The sequence below is a fragment of the Oxalobacter formigenes genome (assembly GCF_002127965.1).
In the GTDB taxonomy this organism is placed as follows: Bacteria; Pseudomonadota; Gammaproteobacteria; order Burkholderiales; family Burkholderiaceae_D; genus Oxalobacter; species Oxalobacter formigenes.
Genome location: NZ_CP018787.1, coordinates 60,592 through 80,478, shown reverse-complemented (window position 1 = coordinate 80,478; position 19,887 = coordinate 60,592). Strand labels below are relative to the sequence as shown.

Annotated in this window: 17 protein-coding genes and 1 tRNA gene; all 18 read left to right on the top strand. The window is 49.8% G+C overall.

All coding sequences use genetic code 11. The features are described 5' to 3' along the window. Positions 1 to 34: 34 nt before the first annotated feature. Positions 35 to 110 (top strand) — tRNA-Trp (locus BRW83_RS00445). A 32-nt stretch (positions 111 to 142) separates the two neighbouring features. Then, entirely contained in the window at positions 143 to 526 is a 384-nt protein-coding gene (gene secE, locus BRW83_RS00440) for a preprotein translocase subunit SecE (protein ID WP_036603345.1), read from the top strand. Then, on the top strand, positions 526 to 1,113 hold the full coding sequence (nusG, locus tag BRW83_RS00435) for a transcription termination/antitermination protein NusG (protein WP_086131725.1): 588 nt from the start codon (positions 526 to 528) through the stop codon (positions 1,111 to 1,113). Before secE ends, nusG begins: the two co-directional genes overlap by 1 nt. Positions 1,114 to 1,207: 94 nt before the next feature. Beyond that, a complete protein-coding gene (gene rplK, locus BRW83_RS00430; RefSeq protein ID WP_005882567.1) occupies positions 1,208 to 1,639 on the top strand; it encodes a 50S ribosomal protein L11 in 432 nt (143 codons plus the stop codon). Continuing rightward, positions 1,640 to 2,335 (top strand): 50S ribosomal protein L1, encoded by a 696-nt coding sequence (gene rplA, locus BRW83_RS00425; RefSeq protein ID WP_005882569.1) that lies wholly within the window; start codon positions 1,640 to 1,642, stop codon positions 2,333 to 2,335. A 277-nt stretch (positions 2,336 to 2,612) separates the two neighbouring features. Next, positions 2,613 to 3,110, top strand: a complete 498-nt coding sequence (rplJ, locus tag BRW83_RS00420) for a 50S ribosomal protein L10 (protein WP_036603348.1) — start codon at positions 2,613 to 2,615, stop codon at positions 3,108 to 3,110. Positions 3,111 to 3,187: 77 nt separating this feature from the next. After that, positions 3,188 to 3,568 carry a 50S ribosomal protein L7/L12 gene (rplL, locus tag BRW83_RS00415; protein ID WP_005882573.1) on the top strand — a complete coding sequence of 127 codons (381 nt, stop codon included), beginning with the start codon at positions 3,188 to 3,190 and terminating at the stop codon, positions 3,566 to 3,568. A gap of 209 nt (positions 3,569 to 3,777) precedes the next feature. Beyond that, entirely contained in the window at positions 3,778 to 7,884 is a 4,107-nt protein-coding gene (gene rpoB, locus BRW83_RS00410) for a DNA-directed RNA polymerase subunit beta (protein ID WP_005882575.1), read from the top strand. An 86-nt stretch (positions 7,885 to 7,970) separates the two neighbouring features. Beyond that, entirely contained in the window at positions 7,971 to 12,206 is a 4,236-nt protein-coding gene (rpoC, locus tag BRW83_RS00405) for a DNA-directed RNA polymerase subunit beta' (RefSeq protein WP_005882577.1), read from the top strand. 289 nt (positions 12,207 to 12,495) lie between these two features. Continuing rightward, positions 12,496 to 12,879, top strand: coding sequence for a 30S ribosomal protein S12 (gene rpsL / locus BRW83_RS00400; protein WP_005882579.1), 384 nt, complete (start codon positions 12,496 to 12,498; stop codon positions 12,877 to 12,879). A 90-nt stretch (positions 12,880 to 12,969) separates the two neighbouring features. Further along, positions 12,970 to 13,440 carry a 30S ribosomal protein S7 gene (gene rpsG, locus BRW83_RS00395; RefSeq protein ID WP_005882581.1) on the top strand — a complete coding sequence of 157 codons (471 nt, stop codon included), beginning with the start codon at positions 12,970 to 12,972 and terminating at the stop codon, positions 13,438 to 13,440. 133 nt (positions 13,441 to 13,573) lie between these two features. Then, positions 13,574 to 15,676, top strand: coding sequence for an elongation factor G (gene fusA, locus BRW83_RS00390; protein ID WP_036603351.1), 2,103 nt, complete (start codon positions 13,574 to 13,576; stop codon positions 15,674 to 15,676). Between the two features lie 59 nt (positions 15,677 to 15,735). Beyond that, positions 15,736 to 16,926 (top strand): elongation factor Tu, encoded by a 1,191-nt coding sequence (gene tuf, locus BRW83_RS00385; protein ID WP_086131724.1) that lies wholly within the window; start codon positions 15,736 to 15,738, stop codon positions 16,924 to 16,926. Positions 16,927 to 17,000: 74 nt separating this feature from the next. Continuing rightward, a complete protein-coding gene (rpsJ, locus tag BRW83_RS00380; RefSeq protein WP_086131723.1) occupies positions 17,001 to 17,312 on the top strand; it encodes a 30S ribosomal protein S10 in 312 nt (103 codons plus the stop codon). A 133-nt stretch (positions 17,313 to 17,445) separates the two neighbouring features. Then, positions 17,446 to 18,114 carry a 50S ribosomal protein L3 gene (gene rplC / locus BRW83_RS00375; RefSeq protein ID WP_005882584.1) on the top strand — a complete coding sequence of 223 codons (669 nt, stop codon included), beginning with the start codon at positions 17,446 to 17,448 and terminating at the stop codon, positions 18,112 to 18,114. 3 nt (positions 18,115 to 18,117) lie between these two features. After that, positions 18,118 to 18,738, top strand: coding sequence for a 50S ribosomal protein L4 (gene rplD / locus BRW83_RS00370; RefSeq protein ID WP_005882586.1), 621 nt, complete (start codon positions 18,118 to 18,120; stop codon positions 18,736 to 18,738). Further along, the gene (rplW, locus tag BRW83_RS00365; protein ID WP_005882588.1) at positions 18,735 to 19,052 is read left to right on the top strand and encodes a 50S ribosomal protein L23; all 318 of its coding nucleotides are present in this window, start codon (positions 18,735 to 18,737) and stop codon (positions 19,050 to 19,052) included. The genes rplD and rplW overlap by 4 nt, the downstream gene beginning before the upstream one ends. Further along, on the top strand, positions 19,052 to 19,879 hold the full coding sequence (rplB, locus tag BRW83_RS00360) for a 50S ribosomal protein L2 (RefSeq protein WP_005882590.1): 828 nt from the start codon (positions 19,052 to 19,054) through the stop codon (positions 19,877 to 19,879). Before rplW ends, rplB begins: the two co-directional genes overlap by 1 nt. Positions 19,880 to 19,887 lie beyond the last annotated feature (8 nt).

Sequence of the window (19,887 nt, the reverse complement as noted above, 5' to 3'; positions counted from 1 at the left end):
ATTTGGTTAATATTCAACATCAGGCTTTTGAAGTAGGGGAATAGCTCAATTGGCAGAGCGTCGGTCTCCAAAACCGAAGGTCGGGGGTTCGAGGCCCTCTTCCCCTGCCATTCTTGATGTTCGATGATAGAAGGTAATTCATATGTCTAACCAACCTGTGCAAGCCGAGGGTGGCCTGGGCGACAGAGTAAAGGTTGCCTGTGCGGTTGTCGCAATTCTGGCTGGTATCGTTGGTTTTTATCTTCTTGCGGGCAAACCAACGCTGACGCGTGTTGGCGTTCTGGTAGCGGGTCTTGTCGTGGGTGCTGTGCTGGCATGGTTCTCTGCGTCGGGACGCGAATTCATTGCGTTTGCAAAAGAATCCTATCGTGAGACCCGTAAGGTTGTCTGGCCTCCGCGTAACGATGCTATCCGTTTGACGGGCATCGTTTTTGGTTTTGTGCTTATGATCGCCATCTTCCTGTGGGGCACAGACAAGGTATTGGAATTCGTCCTTTATAACTTCATACTTGGCTGGAAAAAATAATGAGTGAAAATAGCCAGGATCAGGCTGGTACGGAAAAAGCTGCCAGTGCGTCGTCAACGATGCGCTGGTATGTTGTGCATGTCTATTCCGGCATGGAAAAAAGCGTACGTCGCGCCCTGATGGAAAGAATCGAACGGATGGGGATGACGGATCAATTCGGTGAGATTCTGGTTCCGACTGAAGAAGTTGTTGAAGTAAAGGGTGGTCAAAAATCCGTTACGGAACGTCGGTTCTTTCCAGGATATATTCTCGTTGAAATGGAAATGACCGATGAAACATGGCATCTGGTCAGGGATACTGGAAAAGTAACCGGTTTTGTTGGCGGTAAATCGAACAAGCCGACCCCAATCCCGCATCGGGAAATGGAAAAGCTGTTGCAGCAGATGCAGGATGGCGTTGCCAAACCACGTCCGAAAATTTCCTATGAAGTCGGTGAGCTGGTTCGTATCAAGGAAGGCCCATTTGCCGATTTCAATGGCAATGTAGAAGAAGTGAATTACGAAAAGTCCCGTCTGAGAGTTTCGCTTACCATCTTCGGTCGTTCCACGCCAGTCGAGCTGGAATTCGGTCAGGTCGAAAAAGTCTAGATTTTTAAACGCAAGCCAGAGCGTTTGTTTTTTATCTGGCAAGAGGAGCTCGTCTCATAGACGGGCGCTATGACTCACTAACCTGGAAAATAAAATGGCTAAGAAAATTGCCGGTTTTATCAAGCTGCAAGTGCCTGCTGGTAAAGCCAACCCATCTCCTCCAATTGGCCCGGCTCTGGGTCAACGTGGATTGAACATCATGGAATTCTGTAAAGCATTCAATGCTCAAACTCAAAGTTTCGAGCCGGGTATGCCTATTCCTGTTGTCATTACCGCTTACGCAGACAAATCGTTTACGTTTGCAATGAAAACCCCTCCTGCAACTTTCCTGATCAAGAAAGCTGCCGGCATTGAAAAGGGTTCTCAAAGACCGAATACTGAAAAAGTCGGATCGATTACTCGTGCCCAGGCTGAAGAAATCGCCACCATGAAAAAACCTGACTTGACCGCTGCCGATATGGAAGCTGCCGTCAAGACCATTGCCGGCTCTGCCAGATCGATGGGTATTACTGTGGAGGGTGTATAAATGGCCAAGGCTTCTAAAAGAGTACGCGCTTTCCAGGAAAAACTGGATTCCACCAAGGTTTATCCAATCGATGACGCACTGGCTCTGTTGAAAGAATTCGCTACCGCGAAATTCAACGAATCCATTGATGTTGCTGTCCAGCTGGGCGTGGATCCTAAAAAATCCGATCAGGTTGTTCGTGGTTCCGTTGTTCTGCCTGCCGGTACTGGTAAAACGGTTCGTGTCGCTGTTTTCGCTTCGGGTGAAAAAGCCGATCAGGCTAAAGCAGCTGGTGCGGATATCGTTGGTATGGAAGAACTGGCTGCCCAGATCAAGGGCGGTGACATGCCTTTCGATATCGTTATCGCATCGCCTGATACCATGCGTATCGTCGGTACCCTGGGTCAGATTCTGGGACCACGCGGCCTGATGCCAAATCCGAAGGTCGGTACGGTTACCCCTGATGTTGCAACAGCCGTCAAGAACGCCAAAGCCGGTCAGGTTCAGTACAGAACAGATCGTGCCGGTATCATTCATGCAACCATTGGCCGCAAATCTTTCAGTGATGCTGACCTGAAGTCCAATCTGTCGTCGTTGATCGATGCATTGAACAAGGCAAAACCTGTCAGCAGCAAGGGTACTTACATCCGTAAAATCTCGATTTCCTCGACGATGGGTGCAGGTGTTCGCGTTGATCAAGCAACGATTGCCGTTTAAGTGTAAAATACTAGACCCCCGTAATTTTACGGGGGCAGAACTTTGGGCCATACCTGACACTTTTTCTGATGGTATGGGCAGTCAAAGACCGCTGGGCGCAAGAAATTTTTCGAGTGTTAAAAGAATTTACCCAGCGTAGATGGTGAACCCAATTCAGTTTTGTAGTTTCAAGGCTGGTTTTATTGCCTGGCAATGAACTCCTAACATTGGACACCGTGTTAGAACCGGTATCCTTCGATTTTTATAGTCGATCGGATATCATTTTTGGAGGTTGACCGTGGGTCTCAATCTGAATGACAAAAAAGCCGTTGTAGCAGAAGTCAGCGCAGAAGTTGCTGAAGCGCAGACGATTGTTCTGGCTGAATATCGTGGTATCCAGGTTGGTGACATGACGCAATTGCGTGCAAATGCACGTGAAAACGGCGTATACATGCGTGTATTGAAAAACACGCTGGCACGTCGTGCTGTTGAGGGAACTCCATTTGCAGAACTGGCTTCTGAAATGACCGGTCCTTTGATTTATTCCATTTCAAAGGATGCTGTCGCTGCTGCGAAAGTTGTACAGGAATTCGCAAAACGCAACGACAGTCTGGTTATCAGGGGTGGTTGCTATGCAGGCAAACAACTCGACAAAGCGGGTGTTGTCGCTCTGGCAAGCATCCCAAGTCGTGAAGTGCTGCTCTCTCAACTTATGGGCGTTATGTTGGCGCCAGTTGCGAGCTTTGCTCGTGGATTGGCTGCTCTGGCAAAACAGAAAGAAGAAACGGCTGCCTGATGGCATCCTGTGTTCTGATTTTGTTTGTTAGAGATTTGTACCAACCATCATATTTAATAAAGAATTAGGAGTTTTAAATGGCAATGAGCAAAGAAGACATTCTGGAAGCCGTAGGCGCGATGTCTGTAATGGAACTGAATGATCTGGTTAAGGCATTCGAAGAAAAATTTGGCGTTTCCGCTGCTGCAATGGCTGTTGCCGGCCCTGCTGGTGCCGGTGCTGCCGGTGGCGCTGCTGCTGAAGAACAGACTGAATTCACCATCGTTTTGGCTGAATTCGGTGCCAACAAGGTTAGCGTTATTAAAGCCGTTCGTGAAATCACCGGTCTGGGTCTGAAAGAAGCCAAAGACATGGTTGATTCCGCACCGAAGCCAATCAAGGAAGGCGTCAGCAAAGCTGATGCTGAAGAAGCCAAGAAGAAACTGGAAGAAGCTGGCGCAAAAGTCGAAATCAAATAATTTCGTCTTTGCCGAATGTTTTGGCAGTATCCGAGTCATTGCTGAATCGCCTGAAGTGGCGATCCAGCTTTGACTCAATTGTGTTTCATGTATCTGAAGATTTTCAACAGGAATTTTGACGGAATCGAGGCTTGAGTTTTATGTTTTCGCCTGAAACGAATAAAACATAAAACTGAATTTTCTATCCTTCAGCCACTCATGGAGTGTCCATGCACTACTCATTTACTGAGAAGAAGCGCATCCGCAAATCTTTTGCAAAGCGCGACAATGTTCACCAAGTCCCTTTTTTGCTGGCTACACAGCTTGAATCTTATGAAAGTTTTCTTCAGGCTGATGTACCTCCGTTGAAGAGAAAAAATGAAGGCTTGCAATCAGCGTTCACGTCTATTTTTCCGATCGTGTCGCATAATGGTTTTGCAAGACTCGAATTTATTTCTTATACCCTAGGTGATCCTCCGTTTGACGTCAAGGAATGTCAACAGCGTGGATTGACTTTGGCCGCACCTTTGCGTGCCAAGGTTCGTCTCGTTATCCTTGACAAGGAATCGCCGACGAAACCGGTCGTCAAGGAAATGAAGGAACAGGAAGTCTACATGGGCGAATTGCCTCTGATGACGACAACCGGTTCCTTTGTTATCAATGGCACGGAACGTGTCATCGTTTCCCAGTTGCATCGTTCTCCTGGCGTTTTCTTCGAACACGACAAGGGCAAGACGCATTCGTCCGGAAAACTGCTGTTTTCCGCCCGTATCATTCCTTACCGTGGTTCATGGCTTGACTTTGAATTTGATCCGAAAGACATCCTGTTCTTCCGTATCGACCGTCGCCGCAAGATGCCTGTCACGATCCTGTTGAAAGCCATCGGCATGTCTTCTGAAGAAATTCTCGAGAATTTCTTCGTTTTCGACGATTTCCTGCTGCGTCCGGAAGGCGCTGAAATGGAATTCGTCACGTCGAGAATGCGCGGCGAAATCGCCCGTTTCGACATTGTCGACAAGGAAGGCAAGGTTCTGGTAGAAAAAGACAAACGTATCAATGCCAGAAACATTCGTGAAATCGAAGCTGCCGGCATTACCCGTATTTCCGTACCGGAAGATTTCCTGTATGGCCGTGCGCTGGCAAAAAACGTCATCGATCAGGATACCGGCGAAGTAATCGCCAAAGCCAACGATGAAATCACGGAAGAATTGCTGACCCGTTTGCGCGAAGCGAATGTCAAGGAAATCCAGACCTTGTATACCAATGATCTGGATCAGGGCGCTTATATTTCCCAGACCCTTCGTATCGATGAAACCGTCGATCAGATGGCCGCCAGAATCGCTATCTACCGTATGATGCGTCCTGGTGAACCACCGACTGAAGAATCGGTTGAAGCCTTGTTCAATGGCCTCTTCTATAACGAAGAACGTTACGATCTGTCCGCTGTCGGCCGCATGAAATTCAACAGCCGTATCGGTCGTGAAGAATTGACAGGCACCATGACCTTGTCCAATGACGACATTCTGTCTGTCATCAAGATTCTGGTTGAACTCCGTAACGGTCGTGGTGAAATAGACGATATCGACCATCTGGGCAATCGTCGTGTGCGTTGTGTCGGTGAACTGGCTGAAAACCAGTTCCGTGCCGGACTGGTTCGTGTTGAACGTGCCGTCAAGGAACGTCTGGGACAGGCTGAGGCTGACAATCTGATGCCGCATGATCTGATCAATTCCAAACCGATCTCTGCTGCTATCCGTGAGTTCTTCGGTTCCTCGCAGCTGTCGCAGTTTATGGATCAGACCAACCCGCTGTCGGAAATCACCCATAAACGTCGTATTTCCGCTCTTGGCCCGGGTGGCCTGACGCGTGAACGCGCCGGTTTTGAAGTCCGCGACGTGCATCCCACCCATTACGGTCGTGTCTGCCCGATTGAAACGCCTGAAGGTCCAAACATCGGTTTGATCAACTCGCTGGCTATGTATGCGCGCCTGAACGAATACGGCTTCCTTGAAACACCGTATCGCAAGGTTGTCGACAGTCACGTAACGGATGAAATCGATTATCTTTCCGCTATCGAAGAAGGCAAATACATCATCGCTCAGGCAAACAGCACGATCGATGAAGACGGCAAACTGATCGATGAACTGGTTTCTTCCCGTGAAGCAGGTGAAACCATTCTGGTCTCTCCGGAACGTGTCCAGTATATGGACGTTGCGCCAGGCCAGATCGTTTCCGTTGCTGCATCGCTGATTCCTTTCCTGGAACACGATGATGCGAACCGTGCCTTGATGGGCGCCAACATGCAACGTCAGGCAGTACCTTGTCTGCGTCCTGAAAAAGCGTTTGTCGGTACCGGTGTGGAACGTACCTGTGCAGTCGACTCCGGTACGACTGTTCAGGCTCTGCGTGGCGGTGTTGTCGATTATATCGATGCAGGCCGTGTGGTTATTCGTGTTAACGATGACGAAGCGGCAGCAGGTGAAGTCGGTGTCGATATTTACAATCTGATCAAATATACACGTTCGAACCAGAATACCAACATCAACCAGCGTCCTATCGTTCAGGTAGGTGACCGGGTTGAAAGAGGCGACGTTATTGCTGACGGTGCTTCAACCGATCTGGGTGAACTGGCTCTTGGCCAGAACATGCTGGTCGCGTTTACACCTTGGAACGGCCTGAACTATGAAGATTCGATCCTGATTTCGGAAAAAGTCGTTGAAGATGATCGTTATACCTCGGTTCACATTGAGGAATTGTCGGTTGTTGCCCGCGATACGAAACTGGGGCCTGAAGAAATTACCCGTGATATTTCCAATCTGGCTGAAAATCAGCTGGCCCGGCTGGATGAATCCGGTATCGTTTACATCGGTGCTGAAGTCGAAGCCGGTGACGTTCTGGTCGGCAAGGTCACTCCTCGTGGAGAAACCCAGCTGACTCCGGAAGAAAAACTGTTGCGCGCCATTTTCGGTGAAAAAGCGTCTGACGTTAAAGATACGTCCCTGCGTGTTCCATCCGGTATGGTCGGTACCGTGATCGACGTTCAGGTCTTTACCCGTGAAGGTCTGGTTCGCGACAAGCGTGCGCAGCAGATTATCGACGATGAACTGCAACGCTATCGTATCGATCTGAATGACCAGATGCGTATTGTCGAAGGCGATGCCTTCCAGCGTCTCTCCAGATTGCTGATCGGCAAGAAAGTGAACGGCGGTCCGAAGAAACTGGCTCGTGGCGCTGAAATCACGCAGGAATATCTGGCTGATCTGGAAAGATATCACTGGTTCGACATTCGTCCATCGGATGAAGATACCGCTATGGCACTGGAGGCCATCAAGGAATCCATCGAGGAAAAACGCCATCAGTTCGATATCGCATTCGAAGAAAAACGCAAGAAACTGACGCAGGGCGATGAATTGCAGCCTGGTGTCCAGAAGATGGTCAAGGTTTATCTGGCCGTCAAACGCCGTTTGCAACCCGGTGATAAAATGGCGGGTCGTCATGGAAACAAAGGGGTGGTTTCCAAGATCGTTCCAATTGAAGACATGCCATACATGGCCGACGGTACTCCTGCGGACGTCGTTCTGAATCCTCTGGGCGTGCCTTCCCGTATGAACGTCGGTCAAATTCTTGAAACGCATCTGGGCTGGGCTGCCAAAGGTCTCGGCTTGCGTATCGGTGAAATGCTTCAGGCCAAACAGAAAGTTGAAGAACTCAGAACTTTCCTGAAATCGATTTATCTCGATAGTGGAAAACCTGAGGATCTCGACAGTCTGACGGAAGAAGAAGTATTGCATCTGGCAGACAACCTTAAAAACGGTGTTCCGTTTGCAACGCCGGTTTTTGACGGTGCCAAGGAAGCTGAAATCCGTCGCATGCTGGATCTGGCTTATCCGGATGAAATCGCCAGCAAGCTGGGTATGACTGAAGCGAAAAATCAGGTGACCCTGTTTGACGGTCGTACCGGTGAAGCATTCGAACGTCCTGTGACGGTGGGCTACATGCACATGCTGAAACTCCACCATCTGGTTGACGACAAGATGCATGCCCGTTCTACCGGCCCATACTCGCTGGTTACCCAGCAGCCATTGGGCGGCAAGGCACAGTTCGGCGGTCAGCGTTTCGGTGAAATGGAAGTCTGGGCACTTGAAGCTTATGGCGCGTCCTACGTTCTGCAGGAAATGTTGACGGTTAAATCCGATGACGTCAGCGGACGTACGAAAGTGTATGAAAATCTGGTCAAGGGCGATCATGTGATCGATGCCGGCATGCCGGAATCCTTCAATGTGCTCGTCAAGGAAATTCGCTCTCTGGGTATCGATATCGACCTGGAACGCGATTAAGCAACATTTAAATCCGGACGGGGCGCGTGGCCACCTCGTCCGGTATGGAATTTTTGGCCGTAGTTCTCACCCAATTGGAGTGAAATATGAAAGCACTGCTCGATCTATTCAAGCAAGTTCAGCAAGATGAACAATTCGATGCCATCAAAATTGGTCTGGCATCGCCAGAAAAAATCAGGTCCTGGTCTTACGGCGAAGTAAAGAAACCGGAAACAATCAACTATCGTACCTTCAAACCGGAACGTGACGGCCTGTTTTGCGCCAAGATTTTCGGACCGATCAAGGATTATGAATGTTTGTGCGGCAAGTACAAACGGTTGAAACATCGTGGTGTTATTTGTGAAAAATGTGGCGTTGAAGTCACGCTGGCCAAAGTCCGTCGTGAACGGATGGGCCATATTGAACTGGCGTCTCCTGCTGCCCATATCTGGTTTCTGAAATCCCTGCCATCCCGTCTCGGTATGGTGCTGGATATGACGCTGCGCGATATCGAACGCGTCCTGTATTTCGAAGCTTTCGTCGTTACCGATCCTGGCATGACCCCGTTGAAGAAATGCCAGATCATGTCCGAAGACGATTACGCTGCCAAATACGAAGAATTCGGTGACGAGTTCTCCGCTTCGATGGGTGCGGAAGGCATTCGTGAACTGCTCCGCTCGATCGACATCAATGCCGAAGCGGAACTGTTGCGTAACGAACTGAAAGATTCCAAGTCCGAAGCCAAGATCAAGAAATATGCAAAACGTCTGAAAGTTCTCGAAGCTTTCCAGCGTTCCGGTATCAAACCGGAATGGATGATCATGGAAGTGCTGCCGGTTCTGCCTCCTGAACTGCGTCCACTGGTTCCACTGGATGGCGGCCGTTTCGCCACGTCCGATCTGAACGATTTGTATCGTCGCGTCATCAACAGAAACAACCGTTTGAAACGTCTCCTGGAACTGCGCGCTCCTGAAATCATTACCCGTAATGAAAAACGGATGTTGCAGGAAGCGGTCGATTCCCTGCTGGACAATGGCCGTCGTGGCAAAGCCATGACTGGCGCAAACAAACGTCCGCTGAAGTCACTGGCTGAAATGATCAAGGGTAAAGGCGGTCGTTTCCGTCAGAACCTGCTGGGTAAACGTGTCGACTATTCCGGCCGTTCCGTTATTACCGTCGGTCCACAGCTCAAATTGCATCAGTGCGGTTTGCCGAAACTGATGGCTCTGGAACTGTTCAAACCGTTCATTTTCAACAAGCTGGAATTGATGGGGCTGGCTACGACCATCAAGGCAGCCAAACGTCTCGTTGAAATCCAGGAACCGGTTGTCTGGGATATTCTGGAAGAAGTCATTCGCGAACATCCGGTCATGTTGAACCGTGCGCCAACTCTGCACAGACTGGGTATTCAGGCGTTTGAACCGGTTCTGATCGAAGGCAAGGCCATCCAGCTGCATCCACTGGTTTGCGCAGCGTTCAACGCCGACTTCGACGGTGACCAGATGGCGGTTCACGTCCCATTGTCCATCGAAGCCCAGCTGGAAGCCCGCACATTGATGCTGGCATCCAACAATATCCTGTTCCCGTCGAATGGCGAACCATCGATTGTGCCTTCGCAGGATATGGTGCTCGGTTTGTACTATGCGACCCGTGAAAAAATCAACGGCAAGGGCGAAGGCATGATGTTTACCGACATCTCCGAAGTCCAGCGCGCCTACGACAACAAGGAAGTTGAACTGGCTACCCGTATTACGGTTCGTCTGCCGGATTATGTAAAAGATCCTCTCTCCGGTGAAATGGTCAAACGCCTCATGCGTTATGAAACCACTGTCGGTCGTGCATTGCTGTCTGAAATTCTGCCTGAAGGCCTGCCGTTCTCCGTATTGAACACGCCGCTGAAGAAAAAAGAAATTTCACGCCTGATCAATACCTCATTCAGAAAATGCGGCCTGCGTGCGACTGTCGTTTTTGCCGACCGTCTGATGCAATCCGGTTTCCGTCTGGCAACCAAGGCAGGTATTTCCATCTGTATCAATGACATGCTGGTACCGAAACAGAAAGTCGACCTGATTTCGACTGCCGAACAGGAAGTCAAACAGATTGAACAGCAATACGCTTCCGGTCTGGTTACCGCTGGCGAAAGATATAACAAGGTTGTCGATATCTGGGGCAAAACAGGTGATTCCGTCGGCAAGGCCATGATGGATCAGCTGAAAGTTCAGGACGTCGTCAAGCGTGACGGCTCGACCGGTACGCAGGAATCCTTCAACTCCATTTACATGATGGCTGACTCTGGTGCTCGCGGTTCCGCTGCACAGATTCGCCAGCTGGCAGGTATGCGTGGCCTGATGGCCAAGCCGGACGGTTCGATTATCGAAACGCCGATTACCGCGAACTTCCGTGAAGGCCTGAACGTTCTCCAGTACTTCATCTCGACTCACGGTGCCCGTAAAGGTCTGGCCGATACAGCGTTGAAGACGGCAAACTCGGGTTACCTGACCCGTCGTCTGGTTGACGTGACACAGGATCTCGTCGTTATCGAAGACGATTGCGGTACGCACGAAGGCGTGGTCATGAAAGCGCTGATCGAAGGCGGTGAAGTGATCGAAGCCTTGGGCGATCGCATTTTGGGTCGTGTTTCTGCCAATGACATCATCAATCCGGAATCGCGCGAAGTGCTGTTCGAAGCGGGTACGCTGCTGGACGAAGACAAGATCGAGGAAATCGAACGTCTGGGTATTGACGAAGTCAAGGTTCGTACGCCGCTGACTTGCGAAACACGTTATGGCATGTGTGCCAAGTGTTATGGCCGCGATCTCGGCCGGGGAAGTCTGGTCAATTCCGGTGAAGCAGTCGGCGTTATCGCTGCACAGTCCATCGGTGAACCGGGTACCCAGCTGACGATGCGTACTTTCCACATTGGTGGTGCCGCTTCCCGTTCTGCTGTCGCTTCCAGTGTCGAAGCCCGTTCCAACGGTACGATTCACTTTACGTCGACAATGCGTTACGTCACGAACGACAAGGGGGACCAGATTGTCATTTCCCGTTCGGGCGAAATCATCATTACCGACGATGTCGGCCGCGAACGCGAACGTCATAAAGTGCCTTACGGTGCAACCTTGCTGGTCAATGACGGCTTGCCTGTCAAGGCCGGTAAGGTATTGGCGACCTGGGATCCGATGACCCGTCCGATTATTACGGAATACGCGGGAACGATCCGTTTCGAAAACGTCGAAGAAGGCGTGACCGTGGCAAGACAGGTCGATGAAGTGACCGGTCTCTCAACGCTGGTCGTTATCGATCCGAAACGTCGCGGTACATCGACCAAATCGGCACGTCCACAGGTCAAGCTGTTAAATGACAGTGGTGAAGAAGTGAAGATTGCCGGTACCGAACATGCGGTGACGATCAGCTTCCAGGTTGGCGCTCTTCTGATGGTTCAGGATGGCCAGAAAGTATCCGTCGGTGAAGTTCTGGCGCGTATTCCAACGGAATCGCAGAAAACCCGTGATATTACCGGTGGTCTGCCACGTGTTGCCGAACTGTTCGAAGCCCGTTCACCAAAAGATGCCGGTACGCTGGCAGAAGTGACCGGTACGGTCGCTTTCGGTAAGGAAACCAAGGGCAAACAGCGTCTTGAAATTACCGATATGGACGGCAATCGTCATGAATTCCTGATCGGCAAGGACAAACAGGTTCTGGTCCATGACGGTCAGGTTGTCAATAAAGGCGAAATGATCGTTGACGGTCCTGCCGATCCTCAGGACATTCTGAGACTGTTGGGTATCGAAGCGCTGGCACGTTATATTGTCGATGAAGTTCAGGATGTTTATCGTCTGCAGGGTGTGAAGATCAATGACAAGCATATTGAAGTCATCGTTCGCCAGATGCTGCGCCGTGTGAATGTCGTCGATGCTGGCGATACCAGCTATATCACCGGTGAACAGGTCGAACGTTCCGAACTGCTGGACGAAAACGATCGCGTGATCGCCGAAGGCAAGAGACCGGCAACTTACGAAAACGTTCTGCTGGGCATTACCAAGGCATCCCTGTCTACCGATTCGTTCATCTCGGCCGCTTCCTTCCAGGAAACGACCCGTGTTCTGACCGAAGCGGCGATCATGGGCAAGAAAGACGGACTGCGTGGTCTGAAAGAAAACGTCATCGTCGGACGTTTGATTCCGGCCGGTACCGGTCTGGCAATGCATCGTGCCCGCAAACAGAAATCAGTCTGGGAGCAGGAAGAACGCGCTGCCCTGCAACGTGCTGAACAGGAACTTCCACAGGAAGAACCGATGCAGGATATTTCAGACGTTGTCAGTGAAAATCCCGAACATGAATAAATCATGATCGACTGAAGTGGCATTCCATTTTTTAGTGGAATGCCACTTTTTTATCCACATCCGGATCATTGTTGTTTTTGATGTGGAAGAATGCTGTATGTCTTTGAAGCAATTGACTTTGAAGAGGAGACAGTTTAGAATCCACGGTCTTTAGTGTCTGTAAAATCAATAAAAAACTTTTTATTGTGATTTGGATGCTCATCCTGTGGATGGTTTCTTATCCATAGAGTCCCCGGTTATTCGCGTAGTCGGGATTGTCTTGTAATTTTTTAGTTGGATTATTAAATCGATGCCAACCATCAATCAACTGATTCGCCAACCTCGCGTCAGCGTTAAAGCTAAAAGCAAGTCGCCTGCGTTGGATAATTGTCCGCAAAAGCGTGGCGTATGTACCCGTGTTTATACCACGACACCAAAAAAACCTAACTCCGCTTTGAGAAAAGTGGCCAAGGTAAGATTGACCAATGGATTTGAAGTCATTTCCTACATTGGCGGTGAAGGTCATAACCTGCAGGAACACAGTGTTGTTCTTCTGCGTGGTGGTCGTGTAAAGGATTTGCCTGGTGTTCGTTACCATATGGTTCGTGGCTCTCTGGATACCCAGGGTGTTAAAGATCGTAAGCAGGCTCGTTCCAAATACGGTGCAAAACGCGCCAAACCTGCAAGTAAATAATAACTGGTCGGTCGTATGATCGAGTAAGTGGTGGGCTATGATGGCACACCGTGAGTGCGTGCACTCAGCTGAAGAAAGAAAGGAAAAGAAATGCCTCGTCGTCGTGAAGTTCCCAAGCGCGAGATTTTGCCGGATCCAAAGTTTGGCAATGTTGATGTAGCTAAATTCGTTAATGTGTTGATGTTGTCGGGCAAGAAATCGGTTGCTGAAAACATTATTTATGGTGCTTTCGAGCTTATCGAAGGCAAATCCGGAAAAGATCCTCTGGAAATCTTCAATCTGGCAGTCAATAACTGCAAACCTCTGGTTGAAGTGAAATCGCGTCGTGTCGGCGGTGCCAACTATCAGGTGCCTATTGAAGTCCGTCCGGTTCGTCGTATGGCTTTGTCCATGCGCTGGTTGCGTGAAGCTGCTGCGAAACGCAGCGAAAAATCCATGCCTCAGCGTCTGGCTGCTGAACTGATGGAAGCTGCCGAAGGTCGTGGCGGCGCCATGAGAAAGCGCGATGAAGTGCATCGGATGGCAGAAGCCAACAAGGCTTTCTCACACTTCCGTTTCTAATATTGAAATGAGTGAGCGGCGACAAAATGTTTTTCGTTTATGTCGTTGCTCGAGAAAAATATCTGGCAAGCCGGGCGCATTTACTCGAAAAATGCCGCTCGGTTTTGTTTATTAAAAAGTTTTAGGATTGATTATGGCTCGCAAGACTCCGATCGAACGCTACCGTAACATTGGTATTTCTGCTCATATCGATGCAGGTAAGACGACGACGACAGAACGTATTCTTTTTTACACTGGGGTTAACCACAAGTTGGGCGAAGTTCATGATGGCGCGGCTACCATGGACTGGATGGAACAGGAACAGGAACGCGGCATTACGATTACATCGGCTGCAACCACCTGCTTCTGGAGCGGTATGGCTGGTAACTTCCCGAACCATCGTATCAACATCATCGACACCCCGGGTCACGTTGACTTCACCATTGAAGTTGAACGTTCCATGCGTGTTCTGGATGGTGCCTGTATGGTTTACTGTGCTGTGGGTGGCGTTCAGCCGCAGTCTGAAACCGTTTGGCGTCAGGCTAACAAATACAAAGTGCCTCGTCTGGCATTCGTTAACAAGATGGACCGTACCGGCGCAAACTTTTTCAAGGTTTACGACCAGATGCGTGCCCGTTTGAAAGCGAATCCGATTCCCCTGCAGATTCCAATTGGCGCAGAAGACAGCTTCGAAGGCGTGGTTGATCTGGTCAAGATGAAAGCGATTTATTGGGATGACGCTTCCCAGGGTACCAAATTTGAATATCGTGACGTTCCTGACAATCTGATGGATCAGGCCAAGGAATGGCGTGAAAAACTGGTTGAAGTGGCTGCTGAATCCAGTGAAGAACTGATGGACAAATATCTGAACGACGGTGATCTGCCGGAAGAAGATATCAAGAAAGCGCTTCGCCAGAGAACCATTGACAGTGAAATCGTTCCGATGATGTGCGGTACGGCATTCAAAAACAAGGGTGTTCAGGCCATGCTGGATGCGGTTATTGAATATCTGCCGTCTCCTGTTGATATTCCTCCTGTCGAAGGTACGGATGAAAACGATAACGTTATCACCCGTAAGGCAACGGACGATGAAAAATTTGCGGCTCTGGCATTCAAGATCATGACCGATCCATTCGTTGGTCAGCTGATTTTCTTCCGCGTGTATTCCGGTGTGGTCAAATCCGGTGATACCGTTTTGAATCCGATCAAGGGTAAAAAGGAAAGAATCGGTCGTATTCTGCAGATGCACGCCAACCAGCGTGAAGAAATCAAGGAAGTGATGGCAGGTGATATCGCGGCTGCGGTCGGTTTGAAAGAAGCCACCACGGGTGAAACACTGTGTGATCCAAGTGCTCCGATCACTCTGGAAAAAATGGAATTCCCGGAACCGGTTATTTCTCAGGCAGTTGAACCGAAAACCAAGGCCGATCAGGAAAAAATGGGTATCGCACTGAACCGTCTGGCTCAGGAAGATCCTTCTTTCCGTGTTTACACCGATGAAGAATCCGGTCAGACGATTATCGCCGGTATGGGTGAATTGCATCTGGACATTCTGGTTGATCGTATGCGCCGTGAATTCGGCGTTGAAGCGACTATCGGTAAACCTCAGGTGGCTTATCGTGAAACGGTTCGCAAGGTCTGTGATGAAATCGAAGGCAAATTCGTCAAGCAGTCCGGCGGTCGTGGTCAGTACGGTCACGTTGTCCTGAAGATCGAACCACAGGAACCAGGCAAGGGCTTTGAATTCGTTGACGCCATCAAAGGCGGTGTCGTTCCTCGCGAATTCATTCCTGCAGTCGAAAAAGGTGTTCGTGAAACCCTGACTTCCGGTGTCATGGCTGGTTATCCGGTTGTTGACGTCAAGGTAACCCTGTTCTTCGGTTCCTACCATGATGTCGATTCGAATGAAAACGCGTTCCGTATGGCCGGTTCGATGGCATTCAAAGATGGTTGCCGCAAGGCCGATCCTGTTATCCTTGAACCAATGATGTCGGTTGAAGTTGAAACACCTGAAGATTATGCCGGTACCGTTATGGGTGACTTGTCTTCCCGTCGTGGTATGGTTCAGGGTATGGAAGATATGGTCGGTGGTGGCAAGATCATCAAGGCAGAGGTTCCATTGTCTGAAATGTTCGGTTATGCAACTTCCCTGCGTTCCGCAACCCAGGGTCGTGCAACCTACACCATGGAATTCAAGCATTACGCTGAAGCACCAAAAAATATTATCGAGGCAATTGTCAGCTCACGTGCAAAGTGATTTAATAGGCGTTTGAGCTAAATTATTTAATAAATCGTTCTTTTTGAAGGAAATTTGAAATGGCAAAGAGCAAGTATGAGCGGACGAAGCCGCACGTAAACGTAGGAACAATTGGTCACGTTGACCATGGAAAAACCACCCTGACAGCGGCGATAGCGACCGTATTGTCCAAGAAATTCGGTGGAGAAGCCAAAGACTACGACCAGATTGACGCGGCGCCGGAAGAAAAAGCTCGTGGCATCACCATCAACACCTCCCACGTCGAATACGAAACCGCAGCAAGACACTACGCCCACGTAGACTGCCCGGGTCACGCCGACTACATCAAAAACATGATCACCGGCGCAGCCCAGATGGACGGAGCCATCCTCGTCGTATCCGCAGCAGACGGTCCGATGCCACAGACCCGCGAACACATCCTGCTCGCCCGTCAGGTAGGTGTGCCATACATCATCGTATTTTTGAACAAATGCGACATGGTCGACGACGCAGAACTCCTGGAACTCGTCGAAATGGAAGTCCGTGAACTGTTGTCCCGCTACGAATTCCCGGGCGATGACATCCCAATCATCAAAGGAAGCGCCAAACTCGCCCTCGAAGGAGACGCAGGCGAACTTGGCGAAACCGCCATCCTGGCCTTGGCAGACGCATTAGACAGCTACATTCCGACCCCTGAACGTGCCGTAGACGGCGCCTTCCTGATGCCAGTAGAAGACGTATTCTCCATCTCCGGACGCGGCACCGTCGTAACCGGCCGAGTAGAAAGAGGCATCATCAAAGTCGGAGAAGAAATCGAAATCGTCGGCATCAAAGAAACCGCCAAAACCACCTGCACCGGCGTCGAAATGTTCAGAAAACTGCTCGACCAGGGACAGGCAGGCGACAACATCGGCGTATTGCTGCGCGGCACCAAACGAGAAGAAGTCGAACGTGGACAAGTCCTGGCAAAACCAGGCTCCATCAAACCACACCTGAACTTCGAAGGAGAAGTCTACGTACTGTCCAAAGAAGAAGGTGGACGTCACACCCCATTCTTCAACAACTACAGACCGCAATTCTACTTCCGTACAACAGACGTAACAGGCGCCATCGAACTGCCGAAAGACAAAGAAATGGTCATGCCAGGCGACAACGTCAGCATCAGCGTCAAGTTGATCAGCCCGATCGCCATGGAAGAAGGCCTGAGATTCGCCATCCGTGAAGGCGGCAGAACCGTCGGCGCTGGCGTCGTCGCTAAAATCACTGAGTAATTTTGTTGCGTCGGTAATTTATTAAATGCTGCGAATGGCTCGACCATTCGCAGCTCGTTCTTTGGAAAGATATTATGCAAAACCAAAAAATTCGCATTCGTCTGAAAGTGTTCGATTACAAACTGATCGACCAGTCTGCACAGGAAATCATCGATACAGCCAAACGTACCGGTGCTGTTGTCAAAGGCCCGGTTCCACTGCCAACCCGTATTCAGCGTTTCGATATTCTGCGTTCCCCACACGTTAACAAAACGTCCCGTGACCAGTTCGAAATCAGAACACACCAGCGCCTGATGGACATCATCGATCCGACAGACAAGACAGTTGATGCATTGATGAAACTGGATTTGCCTGCTGGTGTCGATGTTGAAATTAAACTGCAATAATTGCCTGGCAGTTATTTAGTGGTTGTCTAAACGGCGCATGCGGGATATAATGCGCCGCTTAACATGGCAAGAGATTGTTTTTGCTTTTGTTTTAAGTATGTTGATAAACAGCCCTGCCCAATCGTAGGCAGGAATGGAGAAAAAAATGAGCCTAGGCCTTATCGGGCGTAAGGTTGGTATGATGCGTATCTTCACGGATGAGGGGGATTCTATTCCTGTCACCGTGGTAGACGTGTCTGACAACCGTGTTACGCAAGTCAAAACGACTGAAACCGACGGTTATACCGCCGTTCAAGTCGCATTTGGAAAACGCCGTCCTTCCCGCGTCAATAAAGCTGCAGCCGGTCACTTTGCGAAAGCAGGTGTCGAGGCTGGAACTGTTTTGCGCGAATTCACGGTGGATGAATCTAAAGCAGCAGAAGTCAAGGCTGGCGATGTATTGCCTGCCACCATGTTTGAAGCTGGCCAGAAGATTGACGTTCAGGGTGTTTCAATTGGTAAAGGTTATGCCGGTACCATCAAACGTCATAATTTTGCATCCGGTCGTGCTACTCACGGTAACTCTCTTTCCCATAACGTTCCTGGTTCCATCGGTATGAACCAAGATCCAGGCCGCGTTTTCCCGGGTAAAAAGATGACCGGTCACATGGGTGACGTCACCAAAACCATACAGAATCTGGAAATTGCACGAATCGACGCAGAACGCAATCTGCTATTGGTTAAAGGTGCTGTTCCGGGTGCCAAGAATGCAGAGGTTATTGTTCGCCCTGCAGTCAAAACCAAAGTTAGCAAGGGGGCATAACAGATGGAATTGAAGCTCCTGAATGGAAATGACCAGGCTGCTGGCAAAGTCGACGCTCCGGATACCATTTTCGGACGTGATTACAACGAAGCGCTGATTCATCAGCTCGTCGTCGCTTTCCAGGCCAACGCAAGAACTGCTGACAGTCAGCAGAAAAACCGTGAAACGGTAGCGCATACCACCAAGAAACCCTGGCGTCAGAAAGGCACGGGTCGTGCCCGCGCCGGTATGTCTTCCTCCCCTTTGTGGCGTGGAGGTGGTCGTGCTTTCCCGAATTCGCCTGACCAGAACTTTTCTCATAAAGTTAACAAGAAAATGTATCGCGCAGGCGTTTGTTCCATTTTGTCCCAGCTTGCACGCGAAGACAGACTGACCGTTATCGATCAGTTGGCAATTGACGCGCCAAAAACGAAAATGCTGGCTCAGAAACTGAAAGAGTTCGGCTTTGGCTCCGTGTTGGTCATTACAGATTCGTTCGACGAAAATCTTTATCTGGCCTCCCGCAATTTGCCTAATGTATTGGTGGTCGAACCACACCAGGCAGATCCTGTTTCTTTGGTACATTTCAAGGATGTACTGATCACCAAGGCAGCTCTGGGTAAGATTGAGGAGATGCTGGCATGAGCGCAGTCATGAAAATTAGTGAAGAACGCATCATGAAAGTATTGCTGGCTCCGGTTATTTCGGAAAAAGCGACTTTCGTTGCTGAAAAATACGAACAAGTCATTTTTCGTGTTTTGAAAAGTGCAACCAAGCCTGAAATCAAGGCTGCGGTTGAAAATCTGTTCAAAGTAGAAGTTGAATCTGTTCAGGTATTGAACCGTATGGGCAAGCAGAAACGTTCCGGAAGAACGATGGGACGCAAAAACAATCAGAAACTGGCCTATGTCAGTCTGAAGCCTGGTCAGGAGATTCATTTTACTGAGGAGGGTAAATAATGGCTCTCGTTAAAGTCAAGCCGACTTCTCCTGCACGTCGGGGAATGGTCAAGCTGGTAAATCCTGATCTTTACAAAGGTCGTCCTTTACCTGCTCTGATTGAAAAGAAATCCAAAAGTGCTGGCCGTAACAACAACGGACATATCACAACCCGTCATCTGGGTGGTGGTCACAAGCAGCATTATCGTGTAATCGATTTCGTTCGCAACAAAGATGGCATCGTTGCCAAGGTCGAACGTATTGAATACGATCCAAACCGTACCGCAAACATTGCATTGCTCTGTTATGCAGATGGTGAACGCCGTTACATTCTGGCTCCAAGAGGATTGTCCGTTGGTGACCAGGTCATGAATGGTTCCGAAGCACCGATCAAGGCTGGCAATTGCCTGCCATTGCGCAACATTCCGGTTGGTACCACATTGCACTGTATCGAAATGCTGCCGGGCAAAGGTGCGCAAATGGCGCGTACGGCAGGTGCTGCAGTCGTTCTGATGGCTCGTGAAGGTTCTTACGCACAGATTCGTCTGCGTTCCGGTGAAGTTCGCCGTGTGCACATCGAATGCCGTGCCACCGTTGGCGAAGTCGGCAATTCCGAACAGAATCTGCGTAAATTGGGTAAAGCGGGTGCAACGCGCTGGCGTGGTATTCGTCCTACCGTTCGTGGTGTTGTTATGAATCCGGTCGATCACCCGCATGGTGGTGGTGAAGGCAGAACATCCGGTGGACGTCATCCAGTAACGCCTTGGGGTCAGAAGACTAAGGGTCTGAAAACGCGTAGTAACAAGCGTACGACTTCGATGATCGTTTCGCGCCGCAATAAGAAATAAGGGGTAGC

Bases quoted from the DNA above. Each gene is read 5' to 3' on its own strand.
- secE (WP_036603345.1), top strand. From the start codon at position 143: ATGTCTAACCAACCTGTGCAAGCCGAGGGTGGCCTGGGCGACAGAGTA.
- nusG (WP_086131725.1), top strand. From the start codon at position 526: ATGAGTGAAAATAGCCAGGATCAGGCTGGTACGGAAAAAGCTGCCAGT.
- rplK (WP_005882567.1), top strand. From the start codon at position 1,208: ATGGCTAAGAAAATTGCCGGTTTTATCAAGCTGCAAGTGCCTGCTGGT.
- rplA (WP_005882569.1), top strand. From the start codon at position 1,640: ATGGCCAAGGCTTCTAAAAGAGTACGCGCTTTCCAGGAAAAACTGGAT.
- rplL (WP_005882573.1), top strand. From the start codon at position 3,188: ATGGCAATGAGCAAAGAAGACATTCTGGAAGCCGTAGGCGCGATGTCT.
- rpoB (WP_005882575.1), top strand. From the start codon at position 3,778: ATGCACTACTCATTTACTGAGAAGAAGCGCATCCGCAAATCTTTTGCA.
- rpoC (WP_005882577.1), top strand. From the start codon at position 7,971: ATGAAAGCACTGCTCGATCTATTCAAGCAAGTTCAGCAAGATGAACAA.
- rpsL (WP_005882579.1), top strand. From the start codon at position 12,496: ATGCCAACCATCAATCAACTGATTCGCCAACCTCGCGTCAGCGTTAAA.
- rpsG (WP_005882581.1), top strand. From the start codon at position 12,970: ATGCCTCGTCGTCGTGAAGTTCCCAAGCGCGAGATTTTGCCGGATCCA.
- fusA (WP_036603351.1), top strand. From the start codon at position 13,574: ATGGCTCGCAAGACTCCGATCGAACGCTACCGTAACATTGGTATTTCT.
- tuf (WP_086131724.1), top strand. From the start codon at position 15,736: ATGGCAAAGAGCAAGTATGAGCGGACGAAGCCGCACGTAAACGTAGGA.
- rpsJ (WP_086131723.1), top strand. From the start codon at position 17,001: ATGCAAAACCAAAAAATTCGCATTCGTCTGAAAGTGTTCGATTACAAA.
- rplC (WP_005882584.1), top strand. From the start codon at position 17,446: ATGGAGAAAAAAATGAGCCTAGGCCTTATCGGGCGTAAGGTTGGTATG.
- rplD (WP_005882586.1), top strand. From the start codon at position 18,118: ATGGAATTGAAGCTCCTGAATGGAAATGACCAGGCTGCTGGCAAAGTC.
- rplW (WP_005882588.1), top strand. From the start codon at position 18,735: ATGAGCGCAGTCATGAAAATTAGTGAAGAACGCATCATGAAAGTATTG.
- rplB (WP_005882590.1), top strand. From the start codon at position 19,052: ATGGCTCTCGTTAAAGTCAAGCCGACTTCTCCTGCACGTCGGGGAATG.